At 68.9% G+C, this 21,718-nt stretch carries 16 protein-coding genes; 9 read left to right on the plus strand and 7 right to left on the minus strand.

What is annotated here, in order from left to right; all coding sequences use genetic code 11:
* The first annotated feature begins 76 nt into the window (after positions 1-76).
* Together NR810_RS37350 and NR810_RS37355 are read left to right on the plus strand one after the other, a co-directional pair.
* Complete coding sequence (locus NR810_RS37350) at positions 77-1,243, plus strand: LamG-like jellyroll fold domain-containing protein (protein ID WP_257459586.1); 1,167 nt, start codon at positions 77-79, stop codon at positions 1,241-1,243.
* Between the two features lie 164 nt (positions 1,244-1,407).
* A complete protein-coding gene (locus NR810_RS37355; protein ID WP_257459587.1) occupies positions 1,408-2,814 on the plus strand; it encodes a glycoside hydrolase family 26 protein in 1,407 nt (468 codons plus the stop codon).
* 93 nt (positions 2,815-2,907) lie between these two features.
* Here NR810_RS37355 and NR810_RS37360 read toward each other — a convergent pair whose 3' ends face one another.
* Complete coding sequence (locus tag NR810_RS37360) at positions 2,908-3,855, minus strand: PEGA domain-containing protein (protein WP_257459588.1); 948 nt, start codon at positions 3,853-3,855, stop codon at positions 2,908-2,910.
* The gene (locus tag NR810_RS52330; RefSeq protein ID WP_306818844.1) at positions 3,852-5,426 is read right to left on the minus strand and encodes a serine/threonine-protein kinase; all 1,575 of its coding nucleotides are present in this window, start codon (positions 5,424-5,426) and stop codon (positions 3,852-3,854) included. Before NR810_RS52330 ends, NR810_RS37360 begins: the two co-directional genes overlap by 4 nt.
* An 82-nt stretch (positions 5,427-5,508) precedes the next feature.
* Between NR810_RS52330 and NR810_RS37375 the strand changes: the two genes are divergently transcribed.
* Entirely contained in the window at positions 5,509-6,780 is a 1,272-nt protein-coding gene (locus tag NR810_RS37375) for a sigma 54-interacting transcriptional regulator (protein ID WP_257459589.1), read from the plus strand.
* 3 nt (positions 6,781-6,783) lie between these two features.
* Here the strand turns inward: NR810_RS37375 and NR810_RS37380 are convergent, their stop codons facing one another.
* Both NR810_RS37380 and NR810_RS37385 read right to left on the minus strand, forming a co-directional pair.
* Complete coding sequence (locus tag NR810_RS37380) at positions 6,784-7,803, minus strand: serine/threonine-protein kinase (RefSeq protein ID WP_257459590.1); 1,020 nt, start codon at positions 7,801-7,803, stop codon at positions 6,784-6,786.
* A 101-nt stretch (positions 7,804-7,904) separates the two neighbouring features.
* The gene (locus tag NR810_RS37385) at positions 7,905-9,128 is read right to left on the minus strand and encodes a S1 family peptidase (protein ID WP_257459591.1); all 1,224 of its coding nucleotides are present in this window, start codon (positions 9,126-9,128) and stop codon (positions 7,905-7,907) included.
* A 111-nt stretch (positions 9,129-9,239) separates the two neighbouring features.
* Between NR810_RS37385 and NR810_RS37390 the strand changes: the two genes are divergently transcribed.
* Positions 9,240-10,454, plus strand: coding sequence for a cytochrome P450 family protein (locus NR810_RS37390; RefSeq protein WP_257459592.1), 1,215 nt, complete (start codon positions 9,240-9,242; stop codon positions 10,452-10,454).
* A gap of 287 nt (positions 10,455-10,741) precedes the next feature.
* Positions 10,742-11,497: a poly-gamma-glutamate hydrolase family protein gene (locus tag NR810_RS37395; RefSeq protein ID WP_257459593.1), complete on the plus strand. Its 756-nt coding sequence runs from the start codon at positions 10,742-10,744 to the stop codon at positions 11,495-11,497.
* Here the strand turns inward: NR810_RS37395 and NR810_RS37400 are convergent.
* Entirely contained in the window at positions 11,494-12,783 is a 1,290-nt protein-coding gene (locus NR810_RS37400) for a phospholipase C/P1 nuclease family protein (protein WP_257459595.1), read from the minus strand. The genes NR810_RS37395 and NR810_RS37400 overlap by 4 nt on opposite strands.
* 187 nt (positions 12,784-12,970) lie before the next feature.
* Between NR810_RS37400 and NR810_RS52660 the strand changes: the two genes are divergently transcribed.
* Entirely contained in the window at positions 12,971-14,809 is a 1,839-nt protein-coding gene (locus tag NR810_RS52660) for a methyl-accepting chemotaxis protein (RefSeq protein WP_257459597.1), read from the plus strand.
* A 7-nt stretch (positions 14,810-14,816) separates the two neighbouring features.
* On the opposite strand, the gene NR810_RS37410 is transcribed toward NR810_RS52660, so the two are convergent.
* Entirely contained in the window at positions 14,817-15,476 is a 660-nt protein-coding gene (locus NR810_RS37410; protein ID WP_257459600.1) for an HAD family hydrolase, read from the minus strand.
* A gap of 8 nt (positions 15,477-15,484) precedes the next feature.
* The gene (locus NR810_RS37415; RefSeq protein ID WP_257459601.1) at positions 15,485-17,029 is read right to left on the minus strand and encodes a prenyltransferase/squalene oxidase repeat-containing protein; all 1,545 of its coding nucleotides are present in this window, start codon (positions 17,027-17,029) and stop codon (positions 15,485-15,487) included.
* Between the two features lie 246 nt (positions 17,030-17,275).
* Here NR810_RS37415 and NR810_RS37420 point away from each other — a divergent pair, with 246 nt between their 5' ends.
* The 3 genes from NR810_RS37420 to NR810_RS37430 all read left to right on the plus strand — a co-directional run bounded on the left by NR810_RS37420 (position 17,276) and on the right by NR810_RS37430 (position 21,649).
* Positions 17,276-18,649, plus strand: a complete 1,374-nt coding sequence (locus NR810_RS37420; protein WP_257459602.1) for a glycosyltransferase family protein — start codon at positions 17,276-17,278, stop codon at positions 18,647-18,649.
* Between the two features lie 195 nt (positions 18,650-18,844).
* A complete protein-coding gene (locus tag NR810_RS37425; protein WP_257459604.1) occupies positions 18,845-20,926 on the plus strand; it encodes a catalase in 2,082 nt (693 codons plus the stop codon).
* Between the two features lie 147 nt (positions 20,927-21,073).
* Positions 21,074-21,649, plus strand: coding sequence for a VOC family protein (locus NR810_RS37430; RefSeq protein ID WP_257459605.1), 576 nt, complete (start codon positions 21,074-21,076; stop codon positions 21,647-21,649).
* The last annotated feature ends 69 nt before the right edge of the window (positions 21,650-21,718 follow it).

A 21,718-nucleotide genomic window follows, 5' to 3' on the forward strand; every position in this document is an offset into this window, starting at 1 on the left:
CGATACTGCTAGAGTGCGGCGGATGCTCGAGGGTTGGCTCAGACCGTCGTGGTGGGGCAGGGTGCTGGGGTGTTGCGTGCTTCTCCATCCCCTGACGGGAGTCGCGGCCTCCAACGACTGGTTCTCGGATGACTTCGAGACGGGGACGCTGCGCGCGAGCGAAATACCCGCGGGCCGGTGGAGTGTGGTCGGAGCCAGCAGCCCCAACGCGCTCTCCAACGGGGCGGTGGGGGCCCACCGGGGACAGTACGGGCTCACCGTGGTCGATCGCACCAACGCCAGCACCCCAGACTCCGAGGCGAGCGTCAGCAGTGACGAGCGCGCCCCCCTGTCCTCGGAGTTCTTCGTCCGGGCGTGGATGCGCCTGCGAGACGTGAGCACGCCCGGGAGCCTCGTGGCCCTGCAGGCTCTGCCGGTGCAGGTGGAGCTGCGGCTCCGGAGCCAGTCGGCAGGCCCCGTCTGGGAACTGGCGGTGATGACCGGGGCGAGCCGGACCTACGTCAGTTTCTTTGGTTCGCGGGTGGAGGCGGATCGGTGGCACCTGGTGGAGTTCAGTGCCAGTGGATTGGGCACCCGCTCCGGAGAGGCCAGGCTGTGGGTGGACGGCGTCGAACAGGGGACGGGGGTCTCCGGGCGCGACTGGACCGACCCGTCCTACGTGATGAAAAGGGTCGTGATGGGCGAGCCGTGGGCGGACTCGCGGACCTTCACCGGTACCCTCGACTTCGATGATGTGCGGGTGAGCGCCACGCCCATGGCGAGCCGGCTGGTGCTCCGGTGGCCGGTGGATGCGGCCACGTCCTCGGGGTGCATCCCCCTGGAGGTGTCCCTGCGGAGCTCCGCCACCGGGGCGCCCGCGCCCGCGCCGTACGAGACGGAGGTGGCCCTGGCCGTGACGGCGGGGGCGGGCGGCTTCCATTCGGATGAGGCCTGCAAGTCTCCCGTGCCCGGAATGCTCCTCCCCACGGGCGCCTCCGAGCGGCGGGTGTACTTCCGCCCCGGCGGCACGGGAGGAACGGCGATGTTGGCGGCCTCGCACCCGGACTTCCTCCCCGCGACGCTCGAGGTGGTGGGCGGCGGGGCTCCCGATGGAGACCCGGACGAGGACCCGGCGGGACCCTGGACGACGGACCTGGGCTGCACCTCGGCCCCAGGCGCCCTCGTGGCTCTGCCGCTCCTCCTGGGACCCTGGCTTCGACGCCGGTCTTGGCGCCCCGGAGCGCCCACCTGTCCTGTCGAGTGAACGGGAACTGTCCTGTCGAGTGAACAGGTGTCGCTCCCGGGAGAGGCCGGTCCGTACTCGTCCCAGAGAGAGGGAATCCGCGCCACCCCAGAAGAACAGGCCAGGCACGACAGTTGCTCTTGGGGCCGGCCGTAGTCATCAAACCTCTTCTGGAACGCTTTCCCATGACTCGATCGGCAACACGCACCAACCCCTTCTCTCGCGGTTTTCTCACCGGGCTCGTCACCGCCGCGATGCTCGCTCTCTCCACGGCTTGCGGTGGGCCCCTGGAGGGCGCGGAGGACTACGCGGTTGATACGTCCGCGCTCGTGGAGACCTCCGGGGCGCTGACCATCACCCAGTCGGTCTCGGCGACGGATGTCTCGCTGACGCGCGGTCAGACCCTGACCGCGAGCGTGACCTACAAGAACAACGGCACCACCGCGGTGGCCACGAAGAACATCGTGCTCACCTCGCGCGCCCCCGGTGGCACGCACGCGGGCGGCCCCTTCTACAACCTGGAGCCGCGCATCACCGGCCGCACCCTGCAGCCGGGCGAGAGCGTGACCCTCACGGCGACCCGCGTCATCGCCTCGACCGATCCGGTGGGCACCTGGGAACTCTATCCGACCTGGGAAGACACCTCGAGCGTCTGGCGTGATGGCTCGGGTATCGCCTTCACGGTGTCCACGACTGGCGACACCGGGACCTCCGGCCCCTGGCTCTCCGGAGCCTCGGGTTACGGCGTCCCCTCGGGCACCTTCGCGACGTGGCGCGGCACCCCGGTGGCGATTGCCGGATCCTGGTCCGACAACAACCTGAATGCCGCGAACTTCTGGCAGCTCGATCCCAGCGGGGAGTACGGCAGCTGGCAGAAGAACATCGACATCGCGGTGGGTGCCTTCGACGCGGGCGAGTCCTGGGCCGCGGCGGCGTCCGGCGCCTACGATTCGCGTTGGCGCCAGTCGCTCACCACGCTGAAGACCAAGTGGGGCAGCCGCCCGGGCACGGTCTACATCCGCTTCGCCCATGAGATGAACGGCAACTGGTACCCCTGGAAGGTCACCGCGAGCGACGCGACGTCCTTCATCACCGCCTGGAAGCGCTACCGCGCGCTGCAGAAGGAGGTCTTCCCGGCCGCCAAGCTGGTCTTCTGCGTCAACCGTGAGTCCGTGAGCTCGGGCATCGACTGGCGGAAGACCTTCCCCGGTGCCGCCTACGTCGATGTGATGAGCGTCGACTACTACAACCAGTACCCCTACGTCGCGACCGTCACGGATTGGAACAACTCCATCCAGCAGACCGACGGCTATGGCGCTCCCAAGGGGCTGGCGAAGCACCTCGAGTTCGCCAGGAGCGTGGGACTGCCGCTGGCCATCTCCGAGTGGTCTGGCAACGCGGACAACGGTGACTCCACCGTGTTCATCGAGCAGATGCACAACTTCTTCAAGGTCAACGGTGGCACTGGCGCTGGCAAGTTCCTCTACGAGATCCTCTTCAACGTGGACAGGGACAACCGCCGCTGGATCCTCTATCCGGGCAACCTCACCCGCATGCCCAACTCGGCCGCGCGCTACCAGCAGCTCTTCTGAGCTGACCGGCGCATGGCTTGACCGACCCAGGCCCTGGTCCTGCTCCTACTCCTCATCCGAGGAGGTGGGAGGGGGCCGGGGCCTTCGTCTTCGCTACCCGCCCGGCGTGAAGCGCAATCCGGCGAGGCCCAGCAGGTGGGTGTTCCCGTACGAGGCGCTCGCCGGGAGCCAGCGTCCGCTCAGCTCCGCGAAGAGGGCGAGCCGCGTGGAGAGGGGGAGGCTTGCTCCGGTGGACAGCCCAGCGCCGAACAGGGCCGGCCCTCCCAGGGCGTACGCATCGAGCGAGAGGAAGAACGTCAGCGGACCCACGAGCTCCGGAGCCTGGGCTCCCAGGCGTGCGGAGGCTCCGAACTGGCGTCCCGCGGTGGCGTTGAGCTCGCCATAGACATACGTCCCCGCCAGCCGCGCGCCTGCTTCCACTCCCACGCCGGACAGCGGAGACAGGCCCACCGCGGCCCGGATCTGGGCGCTGAACGCGAGTCCGGAGAAGGGCGTCCCCTCCGGGGCGGTGGGTGGAAGGACGACGCGCACCTGTTCCGTCCGGCCGGGCCGCACCTTGACCTGGAGCGCGGTCTTCCCCGGGCCCACTTCCAACGTGTGTGTTCCGATGGGGACCGGGCCCCGCCACGGTGCCTGTCCGAGGGGCCGTCCATCGAGACGCAGCTCCGCTCCGGAGGGCTCGACATCAATGGCCAGCTCACCCTGGAGCCGCTCGCGCAGGCTCTCGAAGAGCGTCACCACGGTGGGCTGCACACGCTCCGGGTCCAGGCGCACGTCCGGGTCCGACTCGAGCGCCCGGGCGAAGGCGGCCTCCATCTTGGAGTACTGGCGCAGCGCCGCGTACACCTCGCCCTGCACCAGGTGCAGCCGCGCGATGTGGGTTTCGTCACGGATTCGTTTCAAACCCGCTTCCACACGGGAGAGCGCGGACTCGAAGTCTCCTTCGGACAGGGCCTGGAGCGCCGCATCCAGCTCGCGGTGCTCCTCGACGGGCGCAGCGGACGGGAGGAGCAGCGACATCACCAACAGGGGAGCGCTCATTCGTGGAGTTCGATGCGTACCACTGCTTTCTTTCCGGGAGAAACCTCGATCTGGCGTTCCTCCGTGGCGAAGCCGCCGCGTTCCACTCGCACGGAGTGCCGCCCTTCGGGCAGGTTCAGGGACACCGGGGTGGCGCCGTGGTGCTTGCCGTCCACGCTGACGTTGGCCCAGACCGTCTTGCCCGCATGCACGGTCACCACGCGCAGCTCCCCCTGACCCGTCCTGGCGCGCTGCCGGGAGTTGCTTCCCACGGTGGATGACGCGAGCGAGGCCTGCGCTCTGGCCCGGCGGGATGTCGTCGTGGCGGAGGCCGGTGTCTCGGAGGCTGGCGCCACCACCGGCGCGGGCGCCATGGCGGCCTCGGTGCTGGGAGGGGCAGGGGAGGGCGTGGAGGCTCGAGCAGGGGGCGCTTCCGGAGGTGGGCGCGGAGTGGCGGAGGCTGGCGCGGTGCTGGCCGCCGCCTGGGCCTCCCCCGTGCTCCGAGTCTCACGCATTCCGAAGAGGAGCGCTCCCACGCTCGCGACGCCCAGCAGCGCCAGGAATGGGATGAGCCGTACTCGTTTCCCGGGCCTCGCTGGAACCGGCGCGGGCGTGGGCTCCGGCGTGGAGGGCGCGGACTCCGCCTTCTCCAGGGCCGCGAGCAACGCGAGTGCTCCCTCGTGGCGCTGCTCCGGGTTCGACGCGGTGGCTCGGACGAGCGCCTCCGCCAGTGGGGGCGAGAGCCACGGCGCCTGGGCACGGAGCGCCTGCGCCGCATCCCGTGGCCCCTCGCCGAGGAGCCTGCAGGTGCTCGCCGGCGGCAGGCCCGTCAACATCTCCAGCAACACCAGCCCCAGGGAGAACAGGTCCGCACGCGCGTCGACGGGCTCGCCGCGGGCCTGCTCCGGCGCCATGTAGCTGGGCGTGCCGAGACGCGAGCCGCTCCTTGTGGCCTCCTCGCCGCGGTACTCCCAGAGGATGCCGAAGTCGAGCAGCGTGGCGTGCCCTCCGGGCGAGAGGAAGATGTTGCCCGGCTTGATGTCGCGGTGGACGCAGCCGCGCTGGTGGATGAAGTCCAGCCCGGCGCAGAGCTGCCGCGCCAGGGCGAGCACTTCCGCCACGGGCAGGGGTCCGGGCACCGAGCCCAGGTAGCGCGAAAGGGACATCCCCTCCAGGTGCTTCATCACGATGAACGGACGCCCGTCCTGCTGGCCGACCGCGTAGATGGGGGTGATGTTCGGGTGCTCCAGCCGTGCCATCGCCCGTGCTTCCCGTTCGAAGCGCGCCACGCTCTCCGGGTCCTCGCACAGCGCATCGTGAAGCAGCTTGACGGCCACGGTGCGCTCGAGCGTGAGGTCCCGGGCCCGGTACACCTGGCCCATGCCTCCGGCGCCCAGCAGCTCCTCCAGCCGCCACTTGCCTTCCAGGACCTCACCTGGAGTCAGGGGCGGCCGCACTGGCATGCGAGGGGGTCGCCACCCCGCCTCACCGGCGTGCTGCGTGATGGCCGTGCACTCCGTGCAGGAGGCCCCCTCGAAGGGGACAGGCAGCCCGCAGGTGGCGCACGAGGAGGGGTGCTTGTGGGGAGCCATGGGCGGCCGTATTTTGCCATACCTCATGGGTGTTTCCTCCACCGAACCGTTGTCTCCCGGTGCCCTGACGGAGGGGCGGCCAGTGGCGCGCGGTCCTCGTTTCCGCGTGGTGGTGGAGACGGGACCGGACGCGCGACAGGACTTCCCCCTCGAAGGGACATTGCTGGTGGGCACCCAGGTGGAGGGCGGTCTGCGGCTGAGCGACCCGACGGTGTCGCGGGTCCACCTGGAGCTGCAAGCCCGGCCGGAGGGCGTGCGAGTTCGCGACGTGGGCTCGCGCAATGGCACCTGGTCCCTGGGGGTGCGCATCCACGAGGTCACCGTGGCCAGCGAGGCCCGCTTCACGCTCGGCAAGACGACGCTGCTCGTCATGCCCGAGCCATCCGAGGAGGGCGCCGAGCCCGCGCCGCGCACCGCCTTCGGACGCGCGCTGGGACGGAGCCCCGCGATGCAGCGCCTCTTCGGCGTGCTGGAGCGGACCGCGCGCACCTCCTTCTCCGTGCTGTTGCTGGGAGAGACGGGCACCGGCAAGGAACTGCTGGCCGAGGCGCTCCATCAGGCCTCTCCCCGGAGCGCCAATCCCTTCGTCATCGTGGACTGCGGGGCGGTGGTGCCCTCGCTCATCGAGAGCGAGCTGTTCGGGCACGCGAAGGGCGCCTTCACGGGTGCGCACGCGGACCGGCAGGGGCACCTGGTGCAGGCGCATGGCGGCACCGTCTTCCTCGACGAGGTGGGTGAGCTTCCCCTGGAGCTCCAGCCGAAGCTGCTCCGGGTGCTGGAGTCGGGCACGGTGCGCCGGGTGGGTGACAACGCCGCGCGGGAGGTGGACGTGCGCGTGGTGGCGGCCACGCACCGGGACCTGAAGGCGGAGGTGGCCGCGGGGCGCTTCCGGGCGGATCTCTACTACCGGCTGGCGGTGGTGCCGGTACGGGTTCCCGCGCTGCGCGAGCGTCCGGAAGACATTCCACTGCTGGCGCGCCACCTCTTCGAGCAGGCGGGACAGCCGGACTTCCCGTTCACGGAGGCGCTGGTGCAGCGGCTGGTCGGCTACGACTGGCCGGGCAACGTGCGGGAGCTGCGCAACTTCGTGCACCGCGTCCTCGCGGCGGGGGACGTGGAGCTGCCGGATGCGGCGCGGCCGGTGAGCAGCACTGTTTCCGCGACCGAGGATCTGAGCGCCCTGACCTTCAAGGAGGCCAAGGAGCGCATGGTGGAGGCCTTCACCCGCGAGTACCTGACGGCGCTGCTGGCGCGGTGTGGCAACAACATCTCGGAAGTGGCACGGACGGCGGGGCTGGCGCGCAGCCACGTCCACGGACTGCTCAACCGCTACGGGCTGAAGGCGGGAGACTGAGCGTCAGCCCTTCGTGTTCCGAGGCGGGTGGGACAGGTCCGCGGTGTGGGTGACGGTGGGGGCCTCCCGTCGTGCGCGATCCTGGCTCCAGGGCAGGCGCCCGGAGCCGGGGAGCCAGGGCGCCACCAGCTCGGCCAGCTCGGGCAGACCCACCACGGGGCCAGCGCGCAGGGCCTGGTCGAGCGAGCTCCGGAGCTCCATTAGCGAAGGGCGCTGCGCGGGCTGCTTGGAGAGGGCCGCTGTCACGCTCCGCTGAATCGCCTCGGGCACGGCGGGCCGTACCGCGCCGAGTCCGCGAGGCACCTCCTTCATCACCGCCTCCATTGTCCGCACCGGGTTGTCCCGCCGCAGGGGCTGCACTCCCGAGAGCAGCTCGTAGAGTGTCAGTGCCAGTCCATGGACATCCGTCTGGCCATCCAGCGGCGCCTCGCGAAGCTGCTCCGGCGCGGCGTACTCCAGGCGGGCCTTGACCCGGCCGGGCTGCGTCTCCGTCAGCCGTCCGGCCCTGCGCGCGATGCCGAAGTCGAGCAGCTTCACCGCTCCGGTGTCGGCGATCATGATGTTGCCAGGGTGGATGTCGCGGTGGACGAGTCCCAGCGGCTGTCCCTCCCGGCCCCGCAGGGCGTGCAGGTAGCCCAGACATTCGGACAGGTACGTGGCGATGCGTGCCGCGTGGGCCCAGGGCAGCGGCCCCAGCCCCGCGGTGCGGCGCGCCTCCAGGAGCTGCGCCAGGGTGAGCCCGTGCACGTACTCGAACACGAGGAACAGCAGGCCGTCCTGCTGGCCATAGGTGCGCAGACGCGCCAGGAACGGATGATTGAGCAGGGTGGAGAGGTGAGCCTCATCCAGGAACTGCCGCACCCAGGCCTCCTCTCCCGCCACTTCCGGGCGCATCCGCTTGAGCGCCACCAGCCGGTCTGGCCCCACCACGCCCCTCACCTCCGCGAGGAACACCTCGGACATGGCGCCCATGGCCAGGCGCTTGAGGAGGACGAAGGCATCGAGGCTCGGACCCTGTTGCATGCGCGTGGGACTATATGCCCCAGGTGGGGCCCCGGCTGGCCGGAACCCTCCATTCGCTCGTGGGGGAGGAGATCAACCATGAGGCCCGGGCGCCAGGTGCGTCAGCAGCCCACGTTGCCCTGGCAGTAGGGGACGATGCCCAGCTCGTTCTGCACGGAGCCCAGCGGGGAGAAGGCGAAGTGCCAGGGATCGGAGCCCGCGCCCCACATGATGCCCGTCAACGTCGCGGTGTTGCCGGACAGGAAGTAGACCGGCGAGCCGCTGTCACCGCCGGCACCGTTCTGCGTGGTGTTGGTGGCGATGTAGTTGCAGAAGTAGGTGTGCGGGCCGCCACCCGAGTTGATGGTGGCGCACGCCCACTGGATGGTGCCGCTGGTGGTGCCCGAGGTCCGGCCCGTCTTGTAGACGGTCTGTCCCTGCGAGGGGTAGAGCACCTTGCCCGGCACCTCCAGCCAGGAGGAGATGGACAGGTTGAAGGGGCCCGGCGTGTACGCCACCAGCGGGTTGACGGGGACGCTGGCGCTGAAGAAGGCGCTGTCGCTGTAGCGGCAGATGCGGCCCGCGGGGCAGGTTCCGCCACTCGTGTAGACCGGGTCGGTGATCTCCGTGCCGGCCAGGTCGGGGTAGACGGCCTGGTAGGCCGGCGTGTATTCGACACCGCCCTGCGTCTGCGTGCAGTGCGAGTTGCTCACGAAGCCCAGGACGTTGCCCTGGAACGCGGTGAAGCCGAGGGTGCAGTACTTGCCCGGCGTCTCGATCTGGTTGCCGCCGTTGATGGGCCGCCACCCGCCCTGGACATTGGTGGGGAGGATGCGGCCCACCTCGATGATGTCGACGGCGTCGCGGTCCACCTCCAGGCGCTCGAGGACCTTCTCGACGCGAGCGCGCGCCTCGGCGCTCTCGATGCCGATGGCGACGCGGTTCGTCTTCTCATCGACGTCCGTGACGACCGCACCGGCCACGGACAGCACGCCAGGGGTGAGGCGCTCGTGCAGCGCCTTGAGCTGGGCGAAGGTGCGGGTGGCCGGCTCCGTCACCAGCCCCTCCGCCGGAATCTTCTCCTGCCCGAACACCTTCGCGATGGCGAGCCTGGCGGCGGGGGCCGCGGAGGCGTGCACCAGGCGCACCACCAGCCGGCCCTTCTCGTCGTAATACATGCCACCGAAGTCGGGCACGGTGGTGTTCACCTCGAGCAGCGCGTCATCGAGCGTCCGCGGCCGATGGGGGCTGGCCGACACCTCGGCGGCCCCGGCGGCTCCACCCCAGCCCGCCAGCCACAGCACGGCCCCGGAAACCGCCGCGCGAACGATCCTCTGCTTCGTCATGTGTTCTCCCTCCCTTGGATCAGGTCTGGCGCGGCATCCAAGCATTCCTCTCCAGATCGGGAAAACAAATCCTCCCGGATCGTGTTAGACCATCCTGGTGAGAGGACCTCCATGCAGACCCTCACGCAGCCCGATTTCGGTTCGCAGCGCTTCAAGGCCAATCCGTTTCCTTTCTACGCGCGCCTGCGCGAGGAGGCGCCCGTCTTCCGCATCATGGGCCCCGCCAACGAGGTGGGCTGGCTGGTGACCCGTTACGAAGACGTCAACCAGGTGTTGAAGCACGCGAGCCTCAGCAAGGATCGCATCGGAAGCATGACGCCGGAGCAGCGGGCCCGGATGCCCTGGTTCGTGAAGCTCTTCGAGCCGATCTCCCAGAACATGTTGAGCAGGGATCCTCCGGATCACACCCGGCTCCGCGCGCTCGTGCACAAGGCCTTCACGCCCCGGTTGATCGAACGGCTGCGCTCTCGCGTCCAGAGCCTGTCGGATGGGCTGCTGGATGCGGCCCAACGCAAGGGCTCCATGGAGCTCGTCTCGGAGTACGCGCTGCTGGTGCCGGTGACCATCATCGCCGAGATGCTGGGGGTCCCCTCGGGCGACTACCGGAAGTTCCAGCGCTGGTCCAACCGGCTCATCTCCAACACGAACATGCGGGACGTGCTGCTCTCCGTCCCGAGCATCCTGATGTTCACCCGCTACCTGCGAAAGCTCGTCGCGCAGCGGCGCTCGTCCCCGGGAGATGATCTGCTCACGGCCCTCATCCAGGCGGAGGAGGCGGGCGACAAGCTGACGCCGGACGAGCTGGTCAGCATGGTGTTCCTCCTGCTGGTGGCCGGGCACGAGACCACGGTGAACCTGATCGCCGGTGGCACGCTCGCGCTCCTCCAGCACCCCGAGCAGTTGGATCGGCTGAGGAAGAACCCCGAGCTCATCGAGCCGGCGGTCGAGGAGCTCCTGCGCTACGCGAGTCCGGTGGAGATCTCCACCGAGCGCTTCGCGCGCGAGGACATCTCCGTGGGTGGGGTGACGATTCCGAAGGGGGACCTGGTCTTCGCCGTCATCGCCTCCGCGAACCGTGACGAGCGCCAATTCCAGAATCCGGACACGCTCGACCTGAGCCGCGAGCCCAACAAGCACCTGTCCTTCGGGATGGGGATCCACTACTGCCTGGGGGCGCCGCTCGCGCGGCTGGAAGGGCAGATCGCCATCCAGACGCTGGTGAACCGGTTCCCCCGCCTGCGCCTGTCGAAGCCGGCGGAGTCGCTGAAGTGGCGCACGGGCTTCCTCATGCGCGGGCCCAAGCAGCTCCCGGTTTCACTGTCCTAGAGACGAAACCCTCGTGTCTTCCTTGGATTGCTCGGGGCATCCTGCCGGGCCTGACGCGCCATTCCTCAGCCCGTAGGCGCGCCAGCGTTGGCGGGCAAGAGCCGCGAGCAGGTCTTGCCCGCGGGAGGCAAACCTTGCCGGGGGATGGGGCCTTTTCGAGAGGGGTGCGCTGGTCCGGAGACACGTCACCCGTTGGCACGAGGAGTGCTCAGAGGCACGGGAGAGGGTCATCACTCCAACACAGGCGGCGCGCGCCCGCGCCGCTTGCATCATGAAGAGGGAAGGACATGCGCAACCAATCGTTCATCGCGGCGCTGACCGTGGGCTCCCTGGGAATCGCCACGCTGGCCCATGCCGACTCGTTCGACTGCTACGAGAACTGCACCGTCGATCTGAAGACCGATCCGAACTGCCTACAGGGCGTGAGTTACGACTACGACTTCTCCACGGTGGACCGCGGCAGCGATGTCACCGTCATGTCGTTCCACGGCGGCAACATCGAGCTGCACACGAGTACCATCGCCCGCACCGTCGCCGACCAGAACTCCTGGAACTGGTACAACTTCGCCGGCCACGGCCGTTCGTCCTGCCTCAATGGGCTGTCCAACTTCGGCAGGCTGCACATCACCGCCATCAACTTCAACGAGCCCACCCTCCACGACCTCGTGGGCAGGTACCCGAATGCGGTGGCCATCCACGGCTTCAGCGAGGACACCTATCCGCGGGGCACCATCTGCGTCGGCGGGCGCAACGCGGCCCAGGTGCAGGCGTTCATCGACTCCATCAACGCCAACAAGAGCCGCTTCACGCGCTACTCCATCAACGCCGTCAACGCGGCCACCGCGCCCTCGGGCACGACGTGCTCGCAGTGGCGGGGGACGGCGCAGGACAACCCGGTCAACAGGAGCTCCAGTGGCGCGGGCGGCCTGCAGCTCGAGCTGAACCTCGACATCCGCAAGGACCTGGTCAACGTCTCCTCGGACTACAACGCGCTGCGGGACGTGTTCTACGGCGCCATCCACGCCGCCATGACCACGACCTAGTGGTCGCCCCAGGTGAAGCCGGTTCCCACCGTGAAGGTGACACCCCGGGACCAGGGTGACACCGCGGGCGCGAAGGCCCGGTACTGCGCCTCCGCGCTCAGGGAGACCTTTCGGTTGAGCTGCGCGTGGAGACGCAGGCCGACCGGCAGCTCCGGATGGAGCGTCCGGTTCAGGGCGAACAGGCCCGCGCCCGCCGTGGCGCGCAGGTCGAGCCCGCCCGACTGGCCGAGCCGCGCCGTCAGCAGGGGCGGAGAGAGCAGCGCCAGGGACCAGATGCCGGTTCCACCCAGGAGCGGATTGCCCAGGGCCCGCGCGTAGCTGGCCGAGAGCCCCATTGCCCAGGGAAGGGGGAACAGGGCTCGAGCGCCCGCCACCGGAGTCGTGGCGCGGAGCGAGGTGACGGCTCCTCCCAGGAGCTCCAGGGCGAGGGCAGGGGAGGGCTTCCAGCCCGGCTTCGCGGCCTGCTGATTCCGAGCCTCCGCCAGCGCGGTGAGCCGCGCCGTGGCCCAGAGGAGGAAGGCGCGGGAGTAGGCCTCGGCGGAGCCGACTCGCGCGTTCACGAAGTCCTCGTACGCCGAGGGGTCCACCTTCCACGTCCGCCCCTGCCAGCGCACCTCCGTCGAGTCGAAGGCGTTGCCCACCACGCCATAGCCGCCGAACGCCCCCGGCTTGTGGGGCGTGGGCTCGGCCCAGAACGCGCTCCAGGGGATGGCTCCCCCCTCCACGGGTAGCGTGCCCGTGCGCACCACCTCCAGTGTCTCCCGGGCCAGCGCGAGCTGGGCCTCCTCGCCGGAGAGCGGGGCGAGCTGCCTTCCGGGGGCGGCCGAACCCACCTTCGGCTCATGCTGCTCGAAGCGATCCGTGAGTCCGTGCATCACCGGCACCACGTGCATCGGGACGCCCATGTCCTGGATGTGGTGCACCAGGTGGCCGACGCGATCGAAGGCCCGCGCCAGGTCTCCGTTGCTCGCGGCCTCCTCGGCCTCCCGCCACAGGACGCGCACACGGACACCGGAGTCCTTGCGGATGGCGGAGTCGAGCGACACGCCCGGGTGGAAGAAGTGATGATAGCCGGTCCACTTGACGAAGAGGTTCAGGTCCTCGGCCCGGCTGCCCTCCACTACGGCCTCGCGGTGGGCCGCGAGCGCGGACGGAGCGCCCGCTTCGAGCGCGGCGTCGATGGAGGCCCGGGTCATGGCCTCATGGGCGGGGACGGAGAAGGCGCTCGCGCCCAGGGGCAGCAGGACGGCGAGCAGGAGCGGGAGGCAGGAGCGTGCGGAGCGCATGCGGGGAGCCAGCCTAACCTTTCTCGATTCCCGCCGTTTCCCGTGGGTCCACCAGAGGGGAGCGCCTGCTCGGACGGCTGCGCCCTGATGGTTGATTTCCACCAATACCTGACTGGCGGACAGTTCACCTCCGCCAAATCGAGCCAGTCTCTGTTCACGGGATGGCGGAGCCTCGTATGCTAAGGCCGTGTCCGCAAGCCCGCCCGCCCTGTCCTACGAACCCGGCCCGCTCACGCGCCGGATCTTCCTGACGCAGCAACTCTACACCCTCTTCGGGGCACCCCCGTTGGTGTACCTGATGGTGCTCATCAGCGGGCTCCAGGGGGACGAGGCCACGTCCATTACGCGGACGATCGTGCCGCCCCTGGCCCTCGTCATCGGGTGCATTTCTCCGTACCTCATCATCCGGCTGGCGGTCCGGTACGGGCTGTCGCTGTCCCCCGGCGAGGCTCCGGAACACCGGATGACACGGCTCCTGAAGGTTCCCGGCATCATCAGCGCGGGGATCATCCTCAACACCGTGTCCGCGGCGGTCATCTTCACGTCCGCCGCGGTCGTCCTCCATGGCAAGAGCGCCTGGATCATCCCCTGGGCCGTGGTGGCCCTGGGTCTGTTGGTGTCGCTGCTGATGCTCCAGCAGCGGGTCGCCTTCGAGAAGATCCTTCGCCCCTATGCCATCGCGGACTTCCATAAGGCGTCGGGCCGGGTCTCCCAGGTGAGCAGTGGGTTCTTGTGGCCCCGTCAGTCGTGGTACCTCCCCTACGCCTTCGCCCTCTTCGTGGCCTGCACGCTGGTGGCGACGGCCTCCATCATCGGCAGGCAGGCCTATGTGGCCCACGAGTTCCTGATGGACCGGCTCCTCCAGGGCGGGGTGAGCCCGGAGCAGACGATCGTCTTTGTGCGTGAGTCCATCCAGATGCTCACCGAGGGCTCCATCCTGCCGGTGGCGCTGGTGGGGGCCTTCCTGCTCGTCTCCGCCGCGCTCGCGGCCTGGAATCTGGCCCAGCAGCAGAAGGAGGGCACGGAGAGCGTTCAGCGCGCCATGGAGAACCTGGTGCACGGCAAGCCCCAGCTCCCGGATTGGATCTCCACCGACGAGGTGGGGGTCCTCTCGGCGACCACGGCCCGCATCTTCGAGCAGCTCAAGGCGTTCTCCTTCTCGTTGCAGTCGTCCGCGCAGTCGCTGCGTGACTGCGCCGAGCAGCTCGGGGACTCGACCGTCAAGCAGACCGAGGTGCTGACGCACCAGGCCGCCGCCCTGCAGGAGACCCAGGTCACGGCCCAGGAGATCAAGCACACCTCGGTGCTCGCGTCGCAGAAGGCGGAAAACGTCCTCCAGCTCACCGAGCGAGCCAACGAGATCAGTGTCCAGGGCGAGAGTGCCCTCCAGCAGGGTCTGACGGGCATTCAGCAGATTGGTACGCAGGTCCGGGAGATGGCCACGAGCATCCGGGCCCTCGACGAGCGTGCCCGGCAGATCGCTCACATCACCACGCTGGTGAAGGGCCTGGCCGACCGCTCCAACATGCTCGCGCTCAACGCCGCCATCGAGTCGGTGCGCTCCGGGGACGCCGGCAAGGGCTTCGGAGTGGTGGCGCGGGAGATCCGCACCCTGGCCGATCAGTCCATCAAGGCCACCCGGGACATCAGCGAGATCCTCGAGGACATCGGCAACGCCATTCTTTCCGCCGTGTCGCTCATGGAGCGAGGCTCCGAGCGCGTGGAGGTGAGCCTCGGGCAGATCCGCGACTTCAGTACCCAGGTGCAGCAGATCTCCAACATCGTCCGGGAAAACGCCACCTCGGTGCGGCAGATCACCGCCGCCGTGGGTCAGCAGGACGTGGGCATCGCGCAGATCTTCCAGGCCGTCAGCGATCTGTCGAAGGGCATGGATCAGGCCATGCACCAGCTGCGGACCTCGGACGACGTGCTCTCCCGGGTCCGGGGTGTGGCGGAGCAGGTCTCCGGCATCGTCAGCCGCTACGGCTGGCAGAACCTGGATGAGGTGCCCCCGCCCCGCTCGTGAGGGGGGCTCAGCCGTTCCGCGCCAGGATGTCGGGCAGCGCGGACAGGTCGCGGACGACGTTGCGCTCCAGGTCGTGCGCCGGGCGCTGGCGCTCCACATGCCAGGCCCTCATGCCGAGGAGCTCCGCGCCCGAGACGTTGGCCTTCTCGTCATCGAGGAACAGGCAGCGCGACGCCTCCAACCCGAGCATCTCCAGGACGCGCTGGTAGGCCTCCGGAGCCGGCTTGGTCGCGCCTGTCGCCTGTGGGTTGCAGATGACGTCCACCAGGTCGTCCAGCCCCATGTGCGTCAGGGGTTCCTGCAGGTCGACGAGCGGCGTGTTGGACAGCACGGCGACGCGCAGGCCCCGGTGCCGTGCCTCCAGCAGGGCGGGCCGTGCATCCGGGAAGGCTTGGAAGAGGTCGAGGTAGCGGAAAGACTTGAGCTCCCGCAGCACCTCGGGCGAGAGCTTCAAGCGAACGCTCAGGTCGTCCCAGAAATCATCCCAGCGCAGGGCCCCCGGCCGCAGGTGTTTCTGACTCTCCTGCACCCACCGGTTCCACTCCTGGACGATGCCTCCGAGCGACAGGGGCAGCAGCTGGCTGAAGAATGCCGCCGCCTTCCGATAGTTCAGGTCGGCCAGGACGCCGTCGTGATCGAAGATGATGGCTTCGAGGGGCATTCGCATTGGCTGGCTCAGCGAGAGAGGTCGTCCCGGTTGAGCTCCAGTGCGAGCATGGCGCTGAGCTCGAAGATGCGATCCAGCCGGTAGGGGCGATACAGCTCCTTACCAATCCAGTAATGCTCGCGCTGCTCCGGGGGGACGTCCTCCTTCTGTGCCAGCATCCATCTGGCGGCCCGCTGCAGGGCGGGTCTCACCAGGGCGCCGAAGTCGGCGTGTGTCCGCAATCCGAGCAGGGCCTGGACGGCGTAGGACGTCTCCGAGAGCGTGGACACCTGGGCCACGCCCCAGCCACCATCCTTGCGCTGGGTCTCCAGCAGGGCTTTCACCGCGGTCTGCAGGGCTCCCGTGGCGCCGGCCCGGATGAGCGCGAGCACCACCTGGGAGGTGGTGTACAGCCAGGAGATGTGCCACTTGTCCACCATCCACCGTCCATCGCCGCCCTGCTTCTCCAGGAGCCAGTTGACCAGCCCCTTCACGTCCTTGCCGAGCTCCGCCAACGCCATCACTCCATGGGCGGTCGTCGTCACGGAGGGCTGCAGCTCGTACTCGTAGGTGATGAACTGCCCATCCGCGAGCTGGTAGCGCGAGAGCTGGTTCCCATCCATCTGGTATCCCGCTCCCTTCAGGGTGACGATGCTGGTGGAGGTGAGATCTCCATCACACACGAAGTGAGCGCTCATGCCGTAGCCCTCCTTGGGCCGCAACGCCTGGCGCAGGTCCTCGAGCTGGGGCCGGACGACGTCCTGGAGGTCCGGATGGTTCAACAGCCCTGTGATGAACAGGGCATAGAGGCACCAGGACTGCTCGAAGTGGTGGATGGGCCAGACCGTTGGGACGACCCCGGGGATTCCAGCCCCGCTGGCTTCGGCGGACTCCCGGAGGAAACGCTCCGCGCCCTGGCGCTCCTCGGAGCGGTCTGGGAAGGCCGCCTTGTGCAGGTGCACCCAATACGCGGTGGCCGCCGGGCTGTTGCCGACTCCGCCCGATTCGTCCAGCACCGCGAGGTCCGGCGCGGTGCCCCATGACTCCCAGCCATGGATGGGCGCGGTGGCCTTCCGGGGCTTCATGCGGGCGATCAGCCCCCGCCGCCGGTCTCCCAGCGCGCGCACCGTCTGGAAGGGCTTTTGCGGCAGATCGATGCCCGCCTCGGCGGCCTCGCCCAGGAGCCGGGGCAGGGTGAGCTCGGCGGCGACGGGGATGTCGTCCGGCAGGGCGCCCTCGAAGGCCCACTCGCCCGCATGGTCCCGGAAGAACGCGATGCCACGTTCCACCGCCCGCCGGATCTCCGGGCTGTCTCCTCCGGACTGGCGCAGCGCCAGTACAGCCGCGAGCGTCGGAATGTGCCTCGCCAGGGGCAGCACTTCGGGTGCCCAACCCCCGTCCGGCCGCTGTTGCCGCAGCAGCCAGTCGATGGCTGGCCGGGGATCCTGAGGCGGGGCGTATCGCAGCACCTGCGCCGTGTCATAGATGGACGGGGAGAGGACTCCACCTTGTGCGCCGAGCGCCTGAATCTCGACTCTCAACTGCGCGATGAACCGCTCGATGGTGGGGGTCATGCAGAAGCACCTGAAGGGGGGGAAACGACTGCCTAACACGGCTGGACCCCCCAGAAAAACCGTCGTCCGGAGAGCGGGCGTCCCACGCAGCGCAGGGTGGCAGGCAGGGGCGCGAGCCGAGCGCCCATGTCTTCTTCGTTGCCCCGGTATCCGGACTATGATCACGCCCCCGTGGACTCCGGATCCCGACTTGCGGCTGTCTCGATATCCCCTGCCGGCTCTGGCGCGCAGACCCGGCGTTGGCTGGTGCTGTGCACGCTGGCGGCGATCCCCAGCATCCTGGCGGTAGCGCAGCTCGGGCGCATCCACCCGGACGAGGTGTACCAGGTGCTGGAGCCCGCCTGGTACCGCGCCCATGGCTACGGAGTGATGTCCTGGGAGTGGAAGGAGGGCATCCGCAACTGGGCCATCCCCGGGCTGTTCTCCTGGCTGCTGCGGCTCTGCCGGGTGCTGGGCATCGAGCATCCCCTGGGGTACCGGGCGGTGCTGGAGCTGCCCCAGTACGCGCTGCACCTGGCGGCGTTGGCCGCCGTGGAGCGGTGGTCTCGGCGGAGCTTGCCCGTGTACGGGGCCTGGCTGGCCACCGCGCTGGTCGCCCTCTACCGCCCGGTGCTGGAGTACGCGGGGCGGACACTCAGCGAGTCCTTCTCCGCCGCCTTCCTGGTGCTGGCCTTCGAGCGGATCGCCTCTTCCGAGGAGGGGGAATCGCCGGAGCGCCGGCTGCGCCGGGGCATGGTGGCCGGGGCGCTGCTGGGCCTGGCGGTCGTCTCCCGGTATGGCTCGATGGTCTTCGTCATCGCCAGCCTGGGCTGGCTGCTGGCGGGACGCCAATGGCGTGTCCTCGGCGGCTGGGTGATGGGGGGCGCGGGAGTGGCCCTGGGCCTGGCGCTGCTCGACTGGCTCACCTGGGGCAGGCCGCTCCACTCCCTCTGGGCCTACACCACGTTCAATGTCTTCTCCGGGCAGGCGGCGGAAAAGTTCGGCGCCGAGCCTCCCGGCTATTACGTCCCCATCTGGTTGAAGGTGCTCCCGCTCTGGAGCTGGTTCGGCCTGTGGGGGGTGCTCCGCCGCCACCGGAGCGCCCTGCCATTCCTGGGGAGCGCTGCGCTCTACCTGGTGGCCATCAGTGCCACGGCGCACAAGGAGGATCGCTTCCTCTACCCGGCCACGGTGCTCTGGGTGGTGGGGACCGCGCCGGCCACGGTGGAGCTGTTCGTGTCGCTCCGGCTCATCCAGGTCCGCGCGGCCGCCGCGCTGGGGGCCCTGGTCCTGTCACTGGCGACGCCGTTGCGGCTCGAGCCTCCGCGGAAGAAGGACCACTTCCAGGCCATCGTTCGCGCCACGCGCTCGCCGGACACCCGGGGCCTCCTCTACATCAACGAGGTGCCCAACGAGAGCGTGTGGGGCGCGGGGGGCTACTTCTACATCGGCAAGGACATTCCCTGGCTGACCGCGGACCGGCCCGGGGACGCGAACTTCCAGGCCGCGATGAAAGACCCCACCTACAACCGGGTGGTGACGTTCCGGAGTCTGGCGGTGCCCGAGCTGGAGCGGCACGGCTTCTCCGTAGTGGAGCGGATCGGCCGGGCGACGGTGCTCGCGCGCGGCTCGGGCGGGTGAGGCGCTCCCTCCACCGCGCCTGTTTCTTCTAGTGGACCAAAAGGAATGGGGTCGCGGCCCACCGCGGGCCGCTTCGTTCGCCATTGCTCACGAAGGGCCGACACGGGGGCAGTCGAGCCCTCGCCAATACACCCGCCGTGAATATGTGGAGCGGCTCACGGAGGTGGTGCGTTGGCCAGGAACGATCAGGAGTCTGTGAGCATCGATGAGAACAGCAAGGTGGAAGCACTCGAGAGGAATCGAGCGGACCCGACCGGCCGCCGGATGACGACGGACCAGGGCATCGGCATCGAGAACACCGATGATTCCCTTCGCGTGGGCGCACGGGGCCCCACGCTGCTGGAGGACTTCCACTTCCGCGAGAAGCTGACGCGCTTCGATCACGAGCGCATCCCCGAGCGGGTCGTCCATGCGCGAGGCTCGGCCGCGCACGGCTACTTCCAGGTGTACGAGTCGATGGCCGAGTACACGAAGGCGCGCTTCCTCCAGGAGCCCTCGCTGAAGACGCCCGTCTTCGTGCGCTTCTCCACGGTGGCCGGCTCGCGCGGGTCGGCGGACACGGTGCGGGACGTGCGCGGCTTCGCCGTGAAGTTCTACACGGAGGAGGGCAACTTCGACCTGGTGGGCAACAACATCCCCGTCTTCTTCATCCAGGACGGCATCAAGTTCCCGGATGTGGTCCACGCGGTGAAGCCCGAGCCGCACCACGAGATGCCCCAGGCCGCCTCCGCGCACGACTCCTTCTGGGACTTCGTTTCGCTCATGCCCGAGTCGGCGCACATGATCATGTGGGCCATGTCCGATCGTGCGCTGCCTCGCAGCTACCGCATGATGGAGGGCTTCGGCGTCCACACCTTCCGGCTCGTGAACGCCCAGGGCGTGTCGCGCTTCGTCAAGTTCCACTGGAAGCCTCTGCTGGGCGTGGCCTCGCTCGTCTGGGACGAATCCCAGAAGCTCGCGGGCAAGGACCCCGACTATCACCGGCGCGACCTGTGGGAGGCCATCGAGCAGGGTGACTTCCCCGAGTACGAGCTCGGGGTGCAGATCATCGAGGAGTCGGACGTGGACAAGCTCGGGATCGAGCTGCTGGATCCGACGAAGATCGTCCCGGAGGAGCTCGTGCCGGTGCGCCGCATCGGCAAGCTCACGCTCAACCGCAACCCGACGAACTTCTTCGCCGAGACGGAGCAGGTCGCCTTCTGCGTCGCCAATGTCGTGCCGGGCATCGACTTCACCGATGACCCGCTGATGCAGGCGCGGCTCTTCTCCTACCTGGACACGCAGCTCACCCGGCTCGGCGGGCCGAACTTCGCGGAGATCCCCATCAACCGTCCGCTCGCGCCGGTGCACAACCACCAGCAGGACGGCTTCCACCGGCAGACGATCAACGCCGGCCGCGCCAACTACCACCCGAACTCGCTCGGAGGCGGCTGCCCGATGCTCTCCGTTGGCAACAAGGGTGGGTTCGTGCACCACCCGGAGAAGGTCGGTGGAGAGAAGGCGCGCGTGCGGAGCGAGTCCTTCGGAGACCACTTCAGCCAGGCCACGCTGTTCTTCCGCAGCCTCTCCAAGCCCGAGCAGGAGCACCTCATCGAGGCCCTCCTCTTCGAGCTGGGCAAGGTGGAGACAAAGGAGATCCGCCAGCGTGTCGTCGAGCGGATCCTCGCGAACATCGACGGGGAGCTGGTGAAGCGGGTGGCCGAGGGGCTCGGTCTGCCGGTGCCCAAGGCGTCCGTCACCCCGAAGGGGAAGCTGGAGAAGTCGCCGGCCCTCAGCATCGAGAACCTGAAGAAGGAGTCCATCCAGACGCGGCGCATCGCGGCGCTCGTCGCGGACGGGGTCGATGCCGCCGAGCTCACGAGCGTGCGGACGGCGCTCGAGAAGATGGGCGCGAAGGTCAAGGTCATCGCGAAGCGGCTCGGCACGGTAAAGGGGGCGGGGGGGCAGCCCGTGGAGGTCGACAAGAGCGCCCCGACGACGGCGTCCATCGAGTACGACGCCGTCTTCATCCCCGGGGGAGCGGCGAGCGTGGCGGTGCTGAAGAAGGATGGGGACGCGCTGCACTTCGTCCAGGAGGCCTACCGTCACTGCAAGGCGCTCGGGGCGTCGAAGGAGGGGCTCGAGCTCCTCCGGGCCGCGGGGATTTCCGTGAATGCTCCGGGTGTCGTCACGACCGAGGCGGGCGCGGACGGCGGCGCCTTCATCTCCACGTTCGTCGCGGCCATCGCGAAGCACCGTCACTGGGAGCGCGCCGACAAGGACAGCGTCCCGGCCTGAGCCCTCGCCGTCTCGCGGTTCCCCCTCTCCCGGCCCTGCTGGCTCCGGGGGAGGGGCCGTTTCGTTCCGTAGGACCCGAGCGGTTCATGTTGAAGGGAGACCGGATTGGTCTCATGCTGTGGCGCGAACTCCTCAGAGGGGTGAACCATGGCGACGAAGAAGACCAGCAAGGCAGCGGAGCGGATTCGGACGGTGGCCAAGAAGGTGGCGAAGAAGGTGGCCAGCAAGGCGCCGGCGAAGCGCCGCGCGAAGGTTCCGCCGATTCCGAAGGGCTACCATGTGATCACGCCGAGCCTCGTGGTGCGCGGCGCGGCGCAGGCAATCGAGTTCTACAAGAAGGCGTTCGGTGCGAAGGACCTGAACCGGATGACTGGACCGGACGGCAAGGTCCTGCACGCGGAGATCAAGATCGGCGATTCCATCGTGATGCTCGGGGACGAGTTCCCCAACATGGGGGCAAAGTCGCCCGAGTCCGTGGGCGGCACCTCGTCGAGCCTGCTGATCTACACGCGTGACGTGGATGCGCTGTTCAACCAGGCGGTGGCCGCGGGGGCGAAGGTCGCGATGCCCGTCTCCGACATGTTCTGGGGTGACCGCTACGGCACGGTCATCGATCCCTTCGGTCATCAGTGGCAGCTCGCGACCCACAAGGAGAACGTCTCCTCGAAGGAGATGGCGCGCCGCGCCGCGGCCGCGATGAGCACGCCGCCGCAGAACGGGTAGCCTCCGGTCGAACGACATCTTGCGGTTGCAAAGGGTGAGCCCTCCCTGGAGGGTCGTTCCGGACCTTGA

This window comes from Archangium lipolyticum (genome assembly GCF_024623785.1).
Classification (GTDB): Bacteria; Myxococcota; Myxococcia; order Myxococcales; family Myxococcaceae; genus Archangium; species Archangium lipolyticum.

What these genes read in the sequence shown, in the direction of transcription:
- NR810_RS37415 (WP_257459601.1), bottom strand. Translation starts at nt 17,029, where the DNA reads ATGACCCCCACCATCGAGCGGTTCATCGCGCAGTTGAGAGTCGAGATT.
- NR810_RS37360 (WP_257459588.1), bottom strand. Translation starts at nt 3,855, where the DNA reads ATGAGCGCTCCCCTGTTGGTGATGTCGCTGCTCCTCCCGTCCGCTGCG.
- NR810_RS37390 (WP_257459592.1), top strand. Translation starts at nt 9,240, where the DNA reads ATGCAGACCCTCACGCAGCCCGATTTCGGTTCGCAGCGCTTCAAGGCC.
- NR810_RS37410 (WP_257459600.1), bottom strand. Translation starts at nt 15,476, where the DNA reads ATGCGAATGCCCCTCGAAGCCATCATCTTCGATCACGACGGCGTCCTG.
- NR810_RS52330 (WP_306818844.1), bottom strand. Translation starts at nt 5,426, where the DNA reads ATGGCTCCCCACAAGCACCCCTCCTCGTGCGCCACCTGCGGGCTGCCT.
- NR810_RS37385 (WP_257459591.1), bottom strand. Translation starts at nt 9,128, where the DNA reads ATGACGAAGCAGAGGATCGTTCGCGCGGCGGTTTCCGGGGCCGTGCTG.
- NR810_RS37380 (WP_257459590.1), bottom strand. Translation starts at nt 7,803, where the DNA reads ATGCAACAGGGTCCGAGCCTCGATGCCTTCGTCCTCCTCAAGCGCCTG.
- NR810_RS37400 (WP_257459595.1), bottom strand. Translation starts at nt 12,783, where the DNA reads ATGCGCTCCGCACGCTCCTGCCTCCCGCTCCTGCTCGCCGTCCTGCTG.
- NR810_RS37430 (WP_257459605.1), top strand. Translation starts at nt 21,074, where the DNA reads ATGGCGACGAAGAAGACCAGCAAGGCAGCGGAGCGGATTCGGACGGTG.
- NR810_RS37355 (WP_257459587.1), top strand. Translation starts at nt 1,408, where the DNA reads ATGACTCGATCGGCAACACGCACCAACCCCTTCTCTCGCGGTTTTCTC.
- NR810_RS37395 (WP_257459593.1), top strand. Translation starts at nt 10,742, where the DNA reads ATGCGCAACCAATCGTTCATCGCGGCGCTGACCGTGGGCTCCCTGGGA.